The sequence below is a fragment of the Corynebacterium sp. HMSC034E11 genome, assembly GCF_001835905.1.
Lineage (GTDB): Bacteria > Actinomycetota > Actinomycetes > Mycobacteriales > Mycobacteriaceae > Corynebacterium > Corynebacterium coyleae.
Genome location: NZ_KV826410.1, coordinates 1 through 17,611, shown reverse-complemented (window position 1 = coordinate 17,611; position 17,611 = coordinate 1). Strand labels below are relative to the sequence as shown.

Here is a 17,611-nt window from a genome sequence, read left to right as displayed (position 1 = left end):
CTACTTCTCACGCTCCGCCCCCTTTACTGGCTCTTCGAACGATGCCGACGCAGCAGCCTTGCCGGCCGCTTCCTCTTCGTCGCGGTCGCCCGTCGGCGTGGTTGGGCGCACCGCAATTGCGCGGTCCTCTTCGTCGCGTTCGACCACGTCGTCGCTGCGGTAGCGGTACTGGCGGTAGGCGAGCGCGAGCATGAATCCGACCATCGCCATCGAGATGACAATGGCGGTCAGGATCATCGCCTGCGCGAGCGGATCGGCGGCGTCGGCTGCTGCTACGGAGTCGCGTCCGAGGATCGGCGGCGAGCCCGCGCGACCGCCCGACTGCAGCAGGAGCAGGTTCGCGCCGTTGCCGATGAGCAGCACGCCCATGATCATGCGCGTCATCACTTTGTCCAGCATGAGGTACACACCGCACGCGATGAGTACGCCCGAGCCGATGAGTAAGAACAGGTTCGCTTCCATTTACTTCTCCGAGCTCTTGCTAATCGACGACGACCCTGCCGACGACACCGCCGCCCGCTCATCAAACCGCTGCAGGCGATCACGCTTTTGCTGTTCGCGGCGCCTGCGGTTCTTCTCTTGCAGTTCGATGGCGCGGTCGCGGGCGCGCTGCTTACGGGACTCTTCTTCGAGGTCGATGTGGGCGCCCATGGAGGCCAGCACGTGCATGATGAGGCCGACGACGATGGCGTAGACGCCGGCGTCGAAAAGCAGGGCGGATGGGACGTCGAACTCGCCGATGAGCGGCAGACTGAACGTGGCGTACCCAGAGGTCAGTGGCGGGTTGCCGAAGAACATGGGCACGACCGCCGCAGTGGCGGACATCAGCAGGCCAGCGGCGAGCACCTTGCTTGGGTGCACCGGCAGGGTTGCTTCGATCTCCTTGCGGCCGCCCGCCAGGTAGCGCAGCGTGAGCGCGAGTGCGGCGACAAGGCCGCCTGCGAACCCGCCGCCTGGGGCGTTGTGGCCGGAGAAGAAGAAGTACGCCGACAGCAGCATCATCGATGGGAACAGGATGCGGGTGGCAACCTCCACCATCAGGGAGCGGTTCTGTGCGGTTTCGTCGTTCACGCCGGAGGCCAACCAGCGGGCCTTTGTGGTCTGCAGGGTCGGGCGGCGTGACTGGGTTTCAAACTTGCCGGTGCCGAAGATCAGGCTGGCCACACCCACTGCGGCGATGACCAGCACGGTGATCTCACCGAGCGTATCGGCGGCACGCAGGTCCACCAGCAGCACGTTGACGGTGTTGCGGCCGTGACCGATTTCGTACGCCAGCTCCGGCATGGTTGTGGAGATCGGCTCGGCCACGCGTGCGGACATCGCCGTCATGGCCACGACCACCACTGATACGCCGGTGCCGATGGAGAGCCAGGCGCGGAGACGGTTGTCGTCGTGACGCGGCTCGACCTCTGTGGGCATCTTGCGCAGCACCAGCATGAAGATAACCATCACAATGGTCTCCACCAGCGCCTGCGTCAGCGCCAAGTCCGGTGCGCCGTGCAGCGCGAAGATCATGGCCAGGCAGTAGCCGGTCATGCCGACCATGACCACGGCAGACAGGCGGTTGCGCTGCAGGGTGGCAAAGAACGCCATGCCCGCCATGATGATCACGATCAGGCCCTGCCACACGTTTTCCCACACGATCATGCGGATGTTGTTCGACGCCCCCAGGATCAGCGCCGCCAGCGGCACAACCATGAGGGTGGCGAAGATGACACCCAGGTTGATCGCCAACGAACCACGCTGGGTCGACGCGGTCAGGCGCATCGACCAGTGGTGCAGCTTGCTCAGGATGGTGTCGTAGACGCTGTTGGCGTTACCCAGCGCGGGCTGTTCAAACTGGGCCTTTGCCACCAGGTCGCGCTGCCAGAACATGATCGCGCCCGCAGTGATGATTACCGCAGACAGGATCAGCGGCACGTTGATGCCGTGCCACAGCGCGAGCGTTTCGCCCTCCACGTCCGGGAAGCGCGCGTCGAGGTGGTTGTTGATCGGGTCCGACAGCAACGCCGGCACCAGGCCAAACACGATCGTGCCGGCAGTCAGGATGGCGGGGGAGAGCCACAGTGTGGGGCCCACCCGGTGCATGTCGCGCACGGCTTCGGAAGGCTTGCGGTCGTGCTCTGGTTTCGTCGCAAAGGCACCGTGCAGGAAGTAGAGCGAGTACGCCATGGTCAGGATGGAACCAGCGACCATCACTACCAGCGTGATCCTGCCCGGCATACCGGTGAGCAACTCCTCGTGCAGGATCATCTCCAGCGCGGCTTCCTTGGCCACAAACCCGAACAGCGGCGGGATGCCAGCCATCGACGCAGCTGACACAATGGCCAACCCCGCCAACAACGGCTGCTTCTTGCCCAGCCCCGACAGTTCGTGGATGTCGCGCGTGCCGGTGGCGTGGTCGATCGTGCCCACAATCATGAACAGCGCGGCCTTAAACAGCGAGTGCGCGAACGTGATCGCAAGCCCCGCCATCGCGGCCTCACGCGACCCCACGCCGATCACCGTGATGATGAAGCCCAGCTGGCTCACCGTGCCGTACGCCAGCACCAGCTTCAGGTCGCGCTGCTTCAGCGCCATCCAGCCACCCAGCAGCATGGTGAACCCACCCGTAGACAGCACCAGCAGGTGCCACGTGGTCACCGCCGACATGTCGGGCGCAAGCCTAGCGACGAGATAGATACCCGCCTTGACCATCGCCGCCGAGTGCAGATACGCCGACACCGGCGTCGGCGCCGCCATCGCGCCGGGCAACCAGAAGTGCCACGGGGCCTGGGCGGACTTGGTCAGCGCACCCAACATGATCAGCACGATTGCCGCGGAGATCGCCGGGGTGCCCTCGATGTCGGCGATCTGGGACACCTCGGACAGACGCCAGATGCCGGCGTTGAAGCCTAGGAGGTTGATGCCCACCAGCATGGCCAGGCCACCCATCGTGGTGACCATCAGCGCCTGCATGGCTGCGCGTCTGGAGGTCGCCCGCTCCCCGTAATACGACACCAGCATGTACGACAGGATCGAGGTCAACTCCCAGAACACGTACATGAGCAGGAAGTTGTCCGAGATGACCAAGCCGTACATGGCCATGGCGAAGGCGCTGAGCTCAAACCCGAACTTGGCCAGCCTGCGCGGGTTCGAGTCGAAGTAGCCCCAGCAGTAGAACAACACAAGCGCCCCGACACCCAGGATGATCAGGCTAAAGAGCGCTGCTAGGGCATCGAGGCGAAACTCTAAGTTGAGGTTGGTCGATGGCATCCACGTGAACGTGGAAACGATCTCCCCGCCGTCGCGGAACACCCCGTCGGCGAAGAGTTTGACCACCCACAGGAAGCCGCCGAGCGGCACCAACGCCAGTAGGGCGAACGCCGAGCGGCCGATGCTGCGCAGCAGCACCGGGGCGATGGCGCTGGCAGCCGTGAGCGCAAGAAGTAACGTGAGCACGTTTCTGGCAGCCCTCCTTTGAGGTCGGTCGTACCGTTGGCGCGCCTAACCTCAGGGGCTTTCCAGTTCACACAGAAATAACTTGCTCATCGCGGCAACAAGATACAACGCGTCAACACCAGTGGCGCGGCCGTCTTTTTGCCACTGTAGCGAATTTTTCTTACTTCCCGTATTGCTGCAGGAACATCGCCTCGGCGATGGCCACATGTTCGATCTCGGTCGGGTCGACGGACTCGTCAACACCGTGAATGCCACACAGCGGCTCCTCCACGCCGTACAGTGCGATCTCCGCGTTGGGGAACTGCTCCTGCAGGGTGATGGTCAGTGGGATCGAGCCGCCGGTGCCTACGACAGCCAGCTCGTCTGCGCCGTATGCGTCCTTCAGGCACTGCCCAAGCTTTGCGACGGCCTCCGCTTCCACATCCGTAGAAAACGGCTGATTCACGCCACTGACCTGTACGTCCACCTTGGCGCCCCACGGGGTGTGGGCCTTGATGTGCTCCACCATCTTCTCCGCCACCTTGGCGGAATCCTGGCCAGCCGGGACGCGCAGGTTGAACTGTGCTTCCGCGCGCGGGTTCACCGCGTTCATCGCCTCTGCAACCGGGGTGGAGGTAAAGCCGATCATGGTCACGGCCGGGCGCGCCCACACCAGGTCAGCCGGGTTATCGTCTGCGGTGCCCAGCAGTTCCACGCCGTCCAGGACGGTCGCGTCGCCGCGGAAGGTTTCCGGATCGTACGGGTCGCCGTCCCACTTCGCGGTGGTGTCCACGCCGTCGATGGTGGTGCGGCCGTGCTCGTCGAAAAGCGACGTTGCAATGACCATCAGTGCGTGCGCCGCATCCGGAGCCGCGCCGCCGAAACCGCCGGAGTGGATCGCGCCCTTGAGTGTTTCCACCGTCACGTTGATCTGGGCGCCGCCGCGCAGGGAAGTGGTCAGCGTTGGCACACCGACAGCGACGTTGCCGGAGTCCGCGATCAGGATCGCGTCCGCCTCAAACACCTCAGGCTTGTCGACGATCAACTTACCCAGACCGTCATCCCCACCGAGCTCCTCGGAGCCCTCGACGACAACCTTCAGCCCCAGGTCCGTGCCGCCGTTTTCCTCGACGAGGCGCAGTGCCTCCAGGTGCATGGCCAGGTTGCCCTTGCAGTCCGCGGCGCCGCGCCCGTACCAGCGGCCGTCACGCTCGGTGAGTTCGAACGGGTTGTTCGTCCAAGCCTCTGGATCGTTCGCCGGGACGACGTCGTAGTGCGAGTACAGCAGCACCGTCGGCATGCCGTTCTTCGCTGGCTTCGTAGCGACGATCGTGTCCGCGTCGTCCACCGTCGGGTAGCGGGTGACCTCAAAGCCGAGATCCTTGAGCGCCTCGACCGTCCACACACACGCTGCCTCGTGCTCGTCCTTCAGGGCCGGGGTGGAGTGCGGGGAGTTAAAGGACACCAGCTTGGACAGATCCGCGAAGATCCGGTCGCGCTGCGGTGCGTAGGTTGCTGTGCTGTTGCTTGTGCTGTTCTGTGCGTCAGTCATGGCACTACGCTAGCAGCAACCGAGCCAGCCCCTGCGTCTCTTGCACTCAACCCCCGAGAGTGCTAAAAATGTGGCTGGCACTCATCTCAACCGAGTGCCAAATAAACGAAGAAGAGCGGGTGAGGCTGAGACCACTCGTCAGCCGTGCCGTCGCGGGCGCCTGCTTGCACCGACGAACTGAGTGATCGTCCACGTACGCCTATATATAAGGAGTGACACACTCACATGGCAAAGATGATTGCATTTGATGAGGAAGCACGTCGCGGCCTCGAGACCGGTCTGAACACCCTGGCTGATGCCGTGAAGGTCACGTTGGGCCCGAAGGGCCGCAACGTGGTGTTGGAGAAGTCTTGGGGCGCTCCGATGATTACCAACGACGGCGTGAGCATCGCTCGCGAGATTGATCTTGAGGATCCGTACGAGAAGATCGGCGCTGAGCTGGTCAAGGAAGTCGCGAAGAAGACCGATGACGTCGCCGGTGACGGCACCACCACCGCTACCGTTCTCGCCCAGGCACTCGTGCGCGAGGGCCTGCGCAACGTTGCGGCTGGTTCCAACCCGATGGGTATCAAGCGCGGCATCCAGGCTGCCACCGACAAGGTATCCAAGTACCTGCTGGATCAGGCAAAGGAAGTTGAGACCCAGGAGGAGATCGCTTCCACCGCTGGTATCTCCGCTTCTGACCCGGAGATCGGCAAGAAGATCGCCGAGGCAATGTACGCCGTTGGCAACGGTGCGGTGAACAAGGAGTCCGTGATCACGGTCGAGGAGTCCAACACGTTTGGTGTGGACCTCGAGGTCACGGAGGGTATGCGCTTTGACAAGGGCTTCATCTCCGCTTACTTCGCTACCGACATGGAGCGCGGCGAGGCCGTGCTCGAGGACCCGTACATCCTGCTGGTGTCCGGCAAGATCTCCAACGTCAAGGAGCTTGTGCCGGTGCTGGAGCAGGTCATGCAGTCCGGCAAGCCGCTGCTGATCATCGCTGAGGACGTTGAGGGCGAAGCCCTGTCCACCCTGGTTGTGAACAAGATCCGCGGCACCTTCAAGTCTGTGGCTGTGAAGGCTCCGGGCTTCGGTGATCGTCGCAAGGCAATGCTGCAGGATCTGGCGATCCTGACCGGCGGCCAGGTCATCTCCGAAGAGGTCGGCCTGTCCCTGGAGACTGCTGGCGTTGAGCTGCTGGGTCAGGCTCGCAAGGTTGTGGTGACCAAGGATGAGACCACGATCGTGCAGGGTGCTGGTCAGCAGGAGCAGATCGACGGCCGCGTGAAGCAGATCCGCGCTGAGATCGAGAACTCCGACTCCGATTACGACCGCGAGAAGCTGCAGGAGCGCCTGGCCAAGCTGGCCGGCGGTGTTGCGGTGATCAAGGTTGGCGCTGCTACTGAGGTGGAGCTCAAGGAGCAGAAGCTGCGCATTGAGGATGCTGTGCGTAACGCTAAGGCTGCTGTGGAGGAGGGCATCGTCGCTGGTGGCGGCGTGGCTCTGCTGCAGGCTGCCAACGAGCTCGAGGGCGACCTCGGCCTTGAGGGCGACGAGGCTACGGGCGTGAAGATCGTCCGCGAGGCCCTGTCCGCTCCGCTGAAGCAGATCGCGCTGAACGCTGGCCTGGAGCCGGGCGTGGTGGCTGACAAGGTTGCCAACCTCCCGGATGGCGAGGGTCTGAACGCTGCGACCGGCGAGTACGTCGACATGCTGGCTAACGGCATTGCGGACCCGGCGAAGGTGACCCGTTCCGCGCTGCAGAACGCTGCGTCCATCGCCGCGCTGTTCCTGACCACTGAGGCGGTTGTGGCTGACAAGCCGGAGCCGGCTGGTGCAAACCCGGGCATGGACCCGGAAGCAATGGGCATGATGTAACGCCCGCTTGTTGAGAGACGCGTCCTTCGGGGCGCGTTTTTCTTTTGCGCAATTGCTTGTCGACGACCCCCTGAATAGGTGTAGTTCCCCACATCCACTTCCGGTTTGTGGAGTTTCCGTCGCGGGTTTCGGCGCTGAATGGTCTATACAGTCGTCATCGAATTCATATGACGTTTACTTCTTTTATTGAATTTGGGCAGGTAGTCGATAGAGCTGAAATATGGTTACGTTTTGGTAAACGTGAGGTGTTGAAAAATATCTGTCAGCATTGAAAACAATTCTGCAGTTCCCCTTGACGTAATCGTTACCTATGGCAAAATAACTCCCTGACGCCCGATGGGTGTCAGTACCTGTCAGTAAAGCCAGACACAGACTGGCACCTAACTTTTAGGAGCATGTAATGCCTGTAGATCTCAAGGTCATCCAGAAGGCGCTCAAGGACTTCAAGACGTTCGCAACCGCGATCGAGAAGATCTTCACCAAGACCCCGGAGTCTCTGCTGACGTTCGCTGAGAAGGCGACCGGCAAGAAGGTCACCCCGAAGCCGGCTGCAGAAGCTAAGTAAGCACACCTCTTAACTAGGAGAAAAACATCATGGAAGCACTGTACAACTGGGTTGCACTTTCCTCCGGCACCGGTCTCGGCGTTGAGAACGGCACCGCTACCGAGGTCACCCGTATCCCGGGCGCTCTCGTTGAGCTGCTTGGCAACTTCGGCGTCCTCGCAGGCGCTCTCGCCGACCTCGTTGGTCTGGTTGCATAAGACCGACCTGTAAGGTGCCTCGTCGCTACGTGCGACGGGGCATTTTTCTGTTAGTGGGGGGCTTTCCCAGCGCAGCGAGGCAAAGCGGAATAGAATGAGTGGTATGGCTGACCACAAGGATGACGAACTGCCGATGATCGACCTCGCCCAGACCGAAGGCTGGGTTGTGGACGACACCGATGAAGACGATCCGGTGCTGCTGATGCCGGACGGCACTGCGATTCAGACGTGGCGCGAGAATTACCCGTACGATGAGCGCCTCTCCCGCGATGAGTATGAGCATGAGAAGCGCGCGCTCCAGATTGAGCTGCTGAAGTGGCAGAACTGGACGAAGGATACTGGTCAGCGCCACATCATTATCTTTGAGGGCCGCGACGCCGCCGGTAAGGGAGGCACCATCAAGCGCTTTAACGAGCACCTCAACCCCCGTGGTGCTCGTACCGTTGCGTTGGAGAAGCCTTCGCCACGCGAGAGCACGTCGTGGTACTTCCAGCGCTACATCGAGCACTTCCCGGCTGCGGGCGAGATCGTGTTCTTCGACCGCTCCTGGTACAACCGCTCCGGCGTTGAGCGCGTGATGGGTTTCTGCACCGAGTCGCAGCACGCCGAGTTCCTGCGTGAGGTGCCGATGCTGGAGAACATGATCCTCGGCTCCGGCATCTCGCTGACCAAGTTCTGGTTCTCGGTGACCCAGAAGGAGCAGCGCACCCGCTTTGCTATCCGCCAGGTGGATCCGGTGCGTCAGTGGAAGCTGTCGCCGATGGACTTGGCGTCGCTGGATAAGTGGGAGGACTACACGCGTGCGAAGGAGGAGCAGTTCCGCTACACGGATACTGACGAGTCCCCCTGGATCACCATCAAGTCCAATGACAAGAAGCGCGCCCGCCTGAATGCGATGCGCTACATTCTGTCCAAGTTTGAGTACACGAACAAGGACCACGACGTGGTTGGCGAGCCCGACCCGTTGATTGTGAAGCGCGGCCGCGACCAGATCGGCGACTAGAGCCCCTGCTTATCGACGACCCTCTGCCCCGGAATCTCCGGCGCAGGGGGTCGTTTTTTGTGTGCCCGACCGGCGGATAAGCGCACAGTTGGGGAGGTGTCCGCGCGGCGTGCGCGGTTGCTAAGAATTCCCTTGAAAACTCACACGAAAAAGTGTGTCGAACATCTCCCACCACCTATTAGGTGACGCCGGTCACCCGTTTTTCGGTGTCATTTGTCTGTAAGGCCAGCTCGCTTTTCGCAGCTAACGCAAAGGTTTGGAAACTTGCCTGAAACCATCCTTAACGAGGGAAAACGGCTCATATTTGCGCTTTACTTAAGTTGTGCAACCAAATAGATTTTACGGTGGCGCCCAGGCTGGGCCCAGAAGAATCGCACGGAGGATGTACCGCGCCACCGTGTTGAAGTACTTCTCTCGCTGACCAATAGGGCCCAGCGACAAACATTTCTCCGAAAGGACCACCACTATGGCAATTGCCATGAAGAAGACCGCTGCGATCGCAATCGCCGCAGGCCTGACCTTCGCCGGTTCCGCCGGCATCGCCGCGCAGGATGCGCTGGCTCAGGATGGAGCTGAAGCACCCGCCGTTGTCGCGCCAGCGCTTGCAGAGAAAGCTCCCGCTGCTTCGACGATTGATAATAAGTCGACGTACGCCCTGACCATCAACAAGCGTGTTAACCCGACCGAGCTGGTCAACTCTAACGGCGAAGCATTCGCCGATGCCGGAAAGTACAGCGAGCCGCTCAACGGTGCCACCTTCCAGATCGAGAAACTCGAGGGCGACATCACCAAGCAGGCTGTGTACAACGATCTCGTCGAAAAGGCGAACAAGTACAACAAGAGCCATGCAGATGCGGATCTGCCTAACAAGGATAATAAGTTCACCAAGCAAACAAAGGAGACCAAAGGCCAAGGCCAGGCTGTCTTCGAGAATCTTGCACCGGGTGCCTACCTTGTGACGGAGACGGAAACGCCGAAGATCGAAGATAAGCAGACCTACGTTGGTGCGCAGCCGTTTATTGTTTTCGTTCCAATGACGAACAGCAAGGGCGATGGCTGGAACGAGAACGTTCAGGTTTATCCAAAGAACTCTATGGCTCGCGTCACCAAGGAAGTTCAGGACGACAACGTTCACGCTGAAGATGGGAAGCGTGCAGAAGCTAACTCCACCGTGAAGTACGTCCTGGAAGGTGTTGTTCCGTCCGCGCCAGAGGGTAAGGTGCTGAAGAACCTGACGCTGACGGATGCTTCGAAGTCCGACGAACTGAAGTGGGACTTCGATAACAACAATCTCATTGAGAAGGTTGAGCGCGTCTACAAGAATGCTCAGGGTGAGGAGCAAACTGCTCCTATCACGAACTTCCGTGTGGTGAAGGAAGCGCCGGTTCCTAGTGCCGATAACGTTGCGGCTGGCGCTGACCAAGCGTTCCGGGTCATCGTTGATGATCCTGCAGGTGCAGGGCTGAAGGCGAACGAAAAGCTTCGCGTAACCGTGAAGGCAACGCTGCTGCAGGAGAACGATCAGCAGATTGAAAACAGTGTGAACGAGCACTTCTTCTTCAGAAACCCAGGCGAGGACGTCGGTGAAGGAGACGAACCGGACGGCGAGACCCCGCACGACAAGGTGATTTCCTACATCGGAAACATCAACGTTGTGAAGGTTGACAAGGACAACAAGGAAGAGAAGCTGGCGGGTGCGAAGTTCCAGCTTTACCGCTGCGATGTTCCAGGCACGATCATCCAGGAAGGCGTGACTTCGGACCAGGGTGAACTCTCCTTCACCGGTATTCACGTCACTGACTGGGTTGACGGGGATGAGGCAAAGCCGGCAAAGAAGAACTTCGAGTACTGCCTCAAGGAGACGGAAGCGCCGAAGGGTTACATCCTTCCGGAAGGTGACAAGGCTGTCACCAAGTTGACCCTTACCCGTGAAGACATCGTCGAGACTGACGGGGTTAAGGTCCGCCAGGTCAGCAAGGATATTGAGAACATTCCGGATACCAAGGTTCCTCTGCTCCCGGCCACCGGTGGCATGGGTGTGCTGATCATCGCATTGGCTGGCCTCGCGATCATCGGTGGCGGTGTCTACGCGGCACGTCGCAACTCCCAGTCCGCATAAGCAAGAACGCATAAGCGCAAACGCATAAGCGGACTCCAGGGCTAGTGCTCACCAAAGAGCGCTAACCCCGGAGGCGCCCCGGAGCCGGACCCAACCGGACCCGCCGGGGCGCACGCCCGCCAGCAGGAGGGCGTTAAATTCCTGCTCCAGTTTTGAAGGAAAGGGTTGTCGTCGATAAGCGATGGCCCCAGAGAGGACAACAACGTGACCACAGCAGTGAAGGCGAAGCACCGGAAGCAGCCGGCGCAGAAGTCGTTCTTCCAGCGTGTCGCGCTGCCTGTCCTCATCATCCTCGTTGGCCTGACGGTGCTGATGTACCCGGTGATCTCCACCCAGTGGAACAACCGTGTGCAGGAGCAGGTGGCGAAGATGTACGAAGACCAGCTCGAGGCGGCACCGCCGGAGCAGGTCAACCGCGCGTACGAGGCGGCGGTCGCGTACAACCGCGCGCATACCGACGGTCCGATTCTGGACCCGTGGCTTGCGCGCATCAGTGAAGACAACGCTGAGTACAAGGCGTATGAGGCGCAGTTGGCGGGGGTGTCGGCGATGTCGCAAATTGCGATCCCGTCTATCGACGTCCGCCTGCCCGTCTTCCACGGCACCAGCGAAAACACACTGCAGAAAGGCCTCGGCCACCTGTACGGCTCCGCACTGCCGACCGGCGGCAAGGGCTTCCACTCCGTGATCACCGGCCACACGGGGCTCACGACTGCAACCCTGTTTGACAACCTGTCAGACGTCGAAGTCGGCGACGCCATCTACGTCTCCACGTTCGGTGAGCGCATGAAGTACAAGGTGTACGACATCGAGGTCGTCCTCCCCGACGAGACCGACAGCCTGCGCGCCGAGCCCGGCCGCGACCTGCTCACGCTGATCACGTGCACCCCGTACGGCATCAATACGCACCGCCTGCTGGTCCACGCCGAGCGCGTGCCGATGGATCCGGACGAAGCGCAGATTCTCGACGAATCCACGTCCACCTTCCAGTGGTGGATGTGGGCCCTCGGCGGCGTCTCCCTGCTGGTACTGCTGGCCCTGATCTGGTGGATCATCCGCGAAAAGAAGAAGAGCGACCGCAAGGACGCTATGAACAAGGAGGTTCAGTCCTAATGCGAGCTTCGAAGACTGTCGCCACGCTTGGCGCGGCATCCATCCTGGCCACCGGCGCATTCATGCCGTTTGCTGATGCCCGCGTGGTCTCCGGCAACGACAAAAACATCCCCGCCAACAGCGTGGACGCCACCAAGCCGATCTTCCTGGTGGTGAAGAAGAACGAGCCGAACCCTAACGACGACATCCCTGCCGGCGCGAAACCACCAGCCATCGAAGGCTCCATCTTCGTGCTTTCCCGCGTGAAGGGCATCGACGTGACCACGGAGGAAGGCCGCGAGGGCGCCAAGAACCTCACGATGGAGGATGTTCGGAAGCGTGGACTGGAGGACGCCGATAGGGCGACCACCGACGCGAAGGGCCGCGTGCAGTTCAGCTACCTGAAGCCTGGTCTGTACCTGCTCGAGGAGCAAGCGCCTGACGACGACCACGAGTACCACCTCTCCAGCCCGCAGCTGATCATCTTGCCGCTTGGCGACGTGTCGGGTGAGCACTTCACCTACGACAACGTCATCGTGACCAAGTGGGACACCGATCCAGGCCTGTCCCCATCGCCGTCGCCGACGCCAACCCCGACGCCGGGGTCGTCGACACCCGCGACACCGACAACGCCGACCTCGCCAGGGACCACCTCGCGGACAACAACACCGTCGGGCAGCACCGTGACCACGGTGACCACCCCGGTCAAGACCACGTTGACCACCACCCGGCCCGACGGCTCCACCACCGTGGTGACCACGCGAACCAGCTCCGTGACCACAGTGACCAAACCAGCAGATAACACCCGCGGCGGCGACCTGGCTTCCACGGGCGCGAACGTGTTGTGGGCCGCAGGACTCGGCGGACTGCTCATCCTCATCGGGTTCGTGCTGGCCCGGCGAAGCAAAAACGAATCGTAAACACGGTAGATAAGCGGATTTAGGAACAAGGATTATGCGAAACATTATGAAGCCTGCAGCCACTGCGAGCTCGCGCACCCGTCGCTCCGTTCGTGGAGTCGCTGCCGTGGTCGCCTCGTTCGCGCTCGCCGCTGGACTGGGCTCCTACCCGGTCGACGCGCAGGAGGGGGTTGCTTCTGCGACTACGGCAGGTGCTGCGGAGAGTGCTGTGGCGGAGAACACGGTGGCGTCGGAGGCTGTAGAAACTAGCTCGGTAGCGCCGGTCAAAACCGAGGGTGATATGTTCCACTCGGAAAAGCTTGAGAAAGATAATGGATCTGGACCCGCTACACCCCAGATTTCACAATCTCCAATTAGCTGGACCCGTGAAGGTGACGTCGAACGCGTCGTCGTAGAAGACCCAGAAGGTGAAGTCTGGGAGTTTGGCGGCAAAGCGTCAAAGGAAGATGTGTTCGCTATCAAACGTGTAGGTGAAGGTGATATTGAGGAGATTCGTTCTGTCACAATCGATGATCGCGTAATTGAACCAGAGTTCTATGGATTCGTTAACGGCGAAGATGCCGATTACCTCGCATTTGACATCCAGGGCCTCCACACGATCCCACCAATGCGAGTCGAGTTCGAAGTAGTGACTTCCGGGGAATCTGTCTACTCAATCGCGGACAGCAACGATGTGCCGACTAAGGATGAACTTGCAGAGTCAGGCTTTGGGCAGACAATCGGCGCCGAGCTTAATGCGGGAATTGAGCTTGGCGTTGGTGAACTTCGAGCCTCGCAGCCAGGGCAATTTCCCGATCTCCCAGGCGTTTACGATCAAGAGTTTTCGCTGACTAGTCCGAAAGCAGATTGGCTAGATGGGAACCCACAACTCCAGTTTCGCGTGAATGAAACCGGAAACTGGCGGATGACGCGATTTGCCATCAAGAAGAACAAAGACAATGCAGCCACTAAGGCTATTGATGGACCGGTTCGAGTCCGGGTTGTCCGCGGGGGGAATACCGTTGTTGACCGTACCTTCGCTGACATTCAGAAGAGAGAGTGGGGGTGGAACGCTAACGGTAAATCTGAAGATACGGAATTCCGTCTTCTTCCCAAGGTCGATGACTTGTACCTCAAGGGCGGGGATACGGTCATTCTTAATCCCGTTGCGCCTGCAAGTGGTTTTTACCGTGTGCAAGTTTGGGGACAGAATCTCGATAGCCAGCCGCAGGATCACACGGTTGTAGTGTCTGGTGACGGTATCCCAGTGTCCGAGCACAAAACTCTGGGAAACAATCCATACGAGACGACTTTTGACGTGAAGTCGCGATCCGAGTTTACGAGTGCGACCGTAACGCTGAGTCCTACAGCAAATACTGAAGACGTATTTTTCTCTCTCCCCATTGAAAAGGCGGAAGGCGTTTCAATTCAGCGAAAGGTCGAAAAATACGGAGACCGTGTTGTTATTACCTGGTATCCGGTAAAGGATGGTAAGCAAATCGACTCCGTAATAATTCCTGCAGATTCAACTGTCACTTTGAGGACAACATATCGGTCGGCTCCGACGCGGGATGAGGAAATCGTACTGCACGGAAAGGTAGTCGAAAAGGAAGCAACGGAAGATCCAGATGGGTCAAGCACAACCACGGCACCATTGCCGATTGCGCCGCCGATTACGGAGGATGATGTCCCTCCAATTACGAAGCCCGGTGAAAAATGTACCTACCGTGACCCTAGTAAAGTCGATACTCGTCAACCCGCGCGCTCATTGACTGTTGCAGAGGAAGAATTCGGTTTTCGTCGATTCATTGTGGCCAGTCCGAATAGTTCTGGATCCCGTATCTCCTCGCAGCTTTATCTCGAAATCGACGATGAAGATTACGATGGTCGATTCGTACAGATGAAGATTGGTCCGAAGACTGGATGGGTGTACAACGCACTTGCATACAATCGTCAAGACAACTACTTGTATGCGATCAGTCAGCCACGGCACTCCACTGGACACGGTTACGAGGATGACCCCTGTTTTCCTGCAGGTCATTTGCTCCAAATTAACCCCTACACGGGACAGATCTACGACCTTGGAAAAGTGGATGGCTTTGAAGGCCAGCTACCTGAGGACCACAACAATTATGATGCGGTAGCTAACGACCTTGGTAGTGGAATTAACGCTGGTACCTTCGATTCGCAGGGGCGGTACTGGGTCTCCGGCTCATCGAACTGGGGCACAGGTAGGCTATATGAAATTGATCTAGCCAATGTAAAAGCAACATCGAAGAGTTCTCTCGGAGATCGGACACCACGACAAACACCATGGCGCCAAGAGCATAAATTCCGTTCAGTGTCCGAGGACTTTGTCAGCATTGATTCCGCCCCAGATTATGTATGGGGACTACAAAGTACTTGGGCAGCAGGGCAAGGGAAGATCTATCTCGAGCGCGTTGATCTGAGCGGAAAGCAGCAAGGACTTCGGCTTGATGTTACTGACCTTCTAGTTCCAGATACGAACCAGACGTTGGGACAATTTCTCGGCGCTTCGAACAACCGCTATCTTGTCTTTGGACAAGCTTGGGTGGAGGCTGACGGATCAATTGCGTTCGGGCTTGGTGGCGGGTCCGCGGCCGGACAGAATGAAGCGCAGATCATCAAGCTTAAGATTAATGATCCAACGAAAAAGCTAAGTGGGACTAAGACTGCTAAAGACCTCGGGATTACCGTAGTCGGGACAGGCTGGGCTCCAACCTCGTATAACACGGATGCCGCTTCGGCCCCTGCGCCGGAGAGTCCAAGCGTCAGGGTCGACCCAAAGGTCGAGAAAAAGGCCATTCAGGATCAAGTGGTCGACAATGGTGATGGAACATACACGGTTGACTATCGGGTGCTGCTTAAAAACGAAGATAAGGCTAATAGTGCGCGTTACCGGCGGGTAGTTGATACACCTCAGATGCCAGAGGGTGTCGTGCTTGAACGAACAAGTTGGTCTTTCATTGATGAGTTTGGACGTGAGCGTTCAAAGTCTTCCCAAAATGGAGATGGCCCGTTTATCCTTTCAGAAGGTGGCGAGATCCGACCGAGAGGCGAAAAGCAATTCGACGCTACAAGCAACGGTATGCATTCCTTTAACGTCAAAATGGTCTTCTCAGTTCGCCCAGGCGTAGTGCTTTCGGCGGAAGAAGAATGTAAGCCATATCAAGGTCTCTTCAATACAGTTAAAGTCGGACCAAACGAGGACACAGCCTGTGTTCCACCTCCAGAAAGCAAAAATGAAAAGGTTTCTTTACGTCTTGTGAAGATTTCATCCGAAGACTTTGAAGGAGAGTTGCCAAAGCCTGAAAACCGTTTGGAGGGAGCCGAATTCACTCTGGAAAAGCTTGGCGATGGTGAACATGTCGTGGACCGAAAACTGCTCGACTTCAGTGAGGAATTCGGCTTTTACAGGGCGGATGATTTGGAAGTCGGTAACTATCGACTTATCGAGACAAAGTCTCCTGTGGTAGATGGAAATGTCTATAGTTTGCTGGTTAAGCCGATTCTGTTCTCGGTTACCATGAAAGACGGCAAGGCAGCAGTTGTGATTGACCAGGATTCGGAGGTCATCGCGAAACAGGTGAACAATGAATCTGCGCCATCTACCTGGGGTCTTACCTCGACAGATGCCGTTTTGACAGTAGCCAACGTTCGCCAGGGCGATCTGCCGAAGACAGGAGGAACTGGTCTCCAGCTGCCGATCCTGCTCGGTGGTGCGCTGATCGCTGCGGGTGCGCTCGTGGGACGTCGTAAGGTATAACCGGGGCACCCCTCGCGGGTAAACGAACAGAACGGGCGTTGCACTGAACATCAAGGTTCAGTGCAACGCCCGTTCTGGGTAAAAGGAAACCCGCCTCCGAAGAGGACGGGGGATCTATGAGCACGAGTATATACGACCGGATGGATTCGCCAAGCCAACCGCCCCGACCCAACCTCTAAAACACCAACTGGTCCAGGAAGCGTTGCGCGCGTTCGGACTTCGGGGCGGCGAAGAACTCCTCGGGTGGGGCGATCTCCACGATGTGGCCGGCGTCCATAAACGCGATGCGGTTAGCAACCGCGCGGGCGAATGTTAGGACCACGGATTTAGTAACGCTGTGGTGAGTATCCAGTAACGCCCGGGTGAGTATCGGGTAACACCCGGGCGTTGACTATGAGCCGCTACTGCGTATTGGCTTCGAGGCGCATGTTCGGGCCTTCCAGCGTGATGATCTCAGCGCCAACGACAAGCCGATTCAGTATCGACTCGGCGATGACAGCATCCGGGATGGACTTGTACCACTCATCGGGCGTGAACTGGGAGGTGACAATGGTTGATCCCCGGTGTTCACGCTCAGCAAGAATGTTGAGCAGCTGGTGTGCTGTGGCAGCATCAATCGGCGTTGTTAAGAAGTCATCAAGTACGAGTACGTCTGCCAGGTGTAAGTCTTGAAGAAACTCCATGCGTGCTGTGTCATCATGGCGTAGCACCATTAGCTGGTTGGCCAGGGTGTCTGTGCGGAAGAAACAGGCAGAGTAGTCGTTTCTGCACGCAGCGGTAAGGAGTGCTTGGGCCAGGTATGTTTTGCCGACGGATGATTTGCCGAGGATGACAATGCTTTGCGCTTTTTGACACCATTGGCAGTGAGCGAGTCTGGTGATTTGCTCTTTGTTGAGGTTGCGGCCGGGTGCGTAGGTGATGTCTTCGATACACGCATCGAGATTTGGCGATCGGGATGCTTTGAGTAATTTGTTGACTCGTCGTTCACGCTTGGCCGCGACTTCTTTATCGAGCGCGTAGAGCACTTTGTCAGAAAAGCTCCACGAGTCGAAGACAGGATCTGCTGCAATATCAATCACGGTGCCGTTTCCGTGTAGTTGGTAGGGGCAATCCG

General features: G+C 58.8%; 13 protein-coding genes. 8 read left to right on the top strand and 5 right to left on the bottom strand.

What is annotated here, in order from left to right; genetic code table 11:
* The 3 genes from HMPREF2690_RS07980 to HMPREF2690_RS07970 all read right to left on the bottom strand — a co-directional run bounded on the left by HMPREF2690_RS07980 (position 1) and on the right by HMPREF2690_RS07970 (position 4,972).
* On the bottom strand, positions 1-462 hold the full coding sequence (locus HMPREF2690_RS07980) for a Na(+)/H(+) antiporter subunit C (RefSeq protein WP_070816011.1): 462 nt from the start codon (positions 460-462) through the stop codon (positions 1-3).
* The gene (locus tag HMPREF2690_RS07975) at positions 463-3,441 is read right to left on the bottom strand and encodes a Na+/H+ antiporter subunit A (protein ID WP_070820610.1); all 2,979 of its coding nucleotides are present in this window, start codon (positions 3,439-3,441) and stop codon (positions 463-465) included.
* A 160-nt stretch (positions 3,442-3,601) separates the two neighbouring features.
* A complete protein-coding gene (locus HMPREF2690_RS07970) occupies positions 3,602-4,972 on the bottom strand; it encodes a dipeptidase (protein ID WP_070820609.1) in 1,371 nt (456 codons plus the stop codon).
* Between the two features lie 225 nt (positions 4,973-5,197).
* Between HMPREF2690_RS07970 and groL the strand changes: the two genes are divergently transcribed.
* From groL to HMPREF2690_RS07940, 8 genes are all read left to right on the top strand, one after another.
* Complete coding sequence (groL, locus tag HMPREF2690_RS07965; protein WP_070422454.1) at positions 5,198-6,835, top strand: chaperonin GroEL; 1,638 nt, start codon at positions 5,198-5,200, stop codon at positions 6,833-6,835.
* A gap of 400 nt (positions 6,836-7,235) precedes the next feature.
* The gene (locus HMPREF2690_RS12200; RefSeq protein WP_167617019.1) at positions 7,236-7,400 is read left to right on the top strand and encodes a hypothetical protein; all 165 of its coding nucleotides are present in this window, start codon (positions 7,236-7,238) and stop codon (positions 7,398-7,400) included.
* A gap of 29 nt (positions 7,401-7,429) precedes the next feature.
* Positions 7,430-7,597: a hypothetical protein gene (locus HMPREF2690_RS12195; protein WP_167594467.1), complete on the top strand. Its 168-nt coding sequence runs from the start codon at positions 7,430-7,432 to the stop codon at positions 7,595-7,597.
* 103 nt (positions 7,598-7,700) lie between these two features.
* Positions 7,701-8,600, top strand: coding sequence for a polyphosphate kinase 2 (gene ppk2, locus HMPREF2690_RS07960; protein WP_070422455.1), 900 nt, complete (start codon positions 7,701-7,703; stop codon positions 8,598-8,600).
* A 466-nt stretch (positions 8,601-9,066) separates the two neighbouring features.
* On the top strand, positions 9,067-10,719 hold the full coding sequence (locus tag HMPREF2690_RS07955) for a SpaH/EbpB family LPXTG-anchored major pilin (protein WP_070422456.1): 1,653 nt from the start codon (positions 9,067-9,069) through the stop codon (positions 10,717-10,719).
* 204 nt (positions 10,720-10,923) lie between these two features.
* The gene (locus tag HMPREF2690_RS07950) at positions 10,924-11,832 is read left to right on the top strand and encodes a class C sortase (protein ID WP_070422528.1); all 909 of its coding nucleotides are present in this window, start codon (positions 10,924-10,926) and stop codon (positions 11,830-11,832) included.
* Positions 11,832-12,731 (top strand): prealbumin-like fold domain-containing protein, encoded by a 900-nt coding sequence (locus HMPREF2690_RS07945; RefSeq protein WP_070422457.1) that lies wholly within the window; start codon positions 11,832-11,834, stop codon positions 12,729-12,731. The genes HMPREF2690_RS07950 and HMPREF2690_RS07945 overlap by 1 nt, the downstream gene beginning before the upstream one ends.
* A gap of 106 nt (positions 12,732-12,837) precedes the next feature.
* Positions 12,838-16,497 (top strand): DUF6923 family protein, encoded by a 3,660-nt coding sequence (locus tag HMPREF2690_RS07940; protein WP_070422458.1) that lies wholly within the window; start codon positions 12,838-12,840, stop codon positions 16,495-16,497.
* A 175-nt stretch (positions 16,498-16,672) separates the two neighbouring features.
* Here the strand turns inward: HMPREF2690_RS07940 and HMPREF2690_RS11960 are convergent, their stop codons facing one another.
* Together HMPREF2690_RS11960 and HMPREF2690_RS07935 are read right to left on the bottom strand one after the other, a co-directional pair.
* Entirely contained in the window at positions 16,673-16,819 is a 147-nt protein-coding gene (locus HMPREF2690_RS11960; RefSeq protein WP_186806821.1) for a hypothetical protein, read from the bottom strand.
* Between the two features lie 79 nt (positions 16,820-16,898).
* A partial coding sequence (locus HMPREF2690_RS07935) for an ATP-binding protein (RefSeq protein ID WP_210401389.1) occupies positions 16,899-17,611 on the bottom strand: 713 nt, incomplete at its 5' end.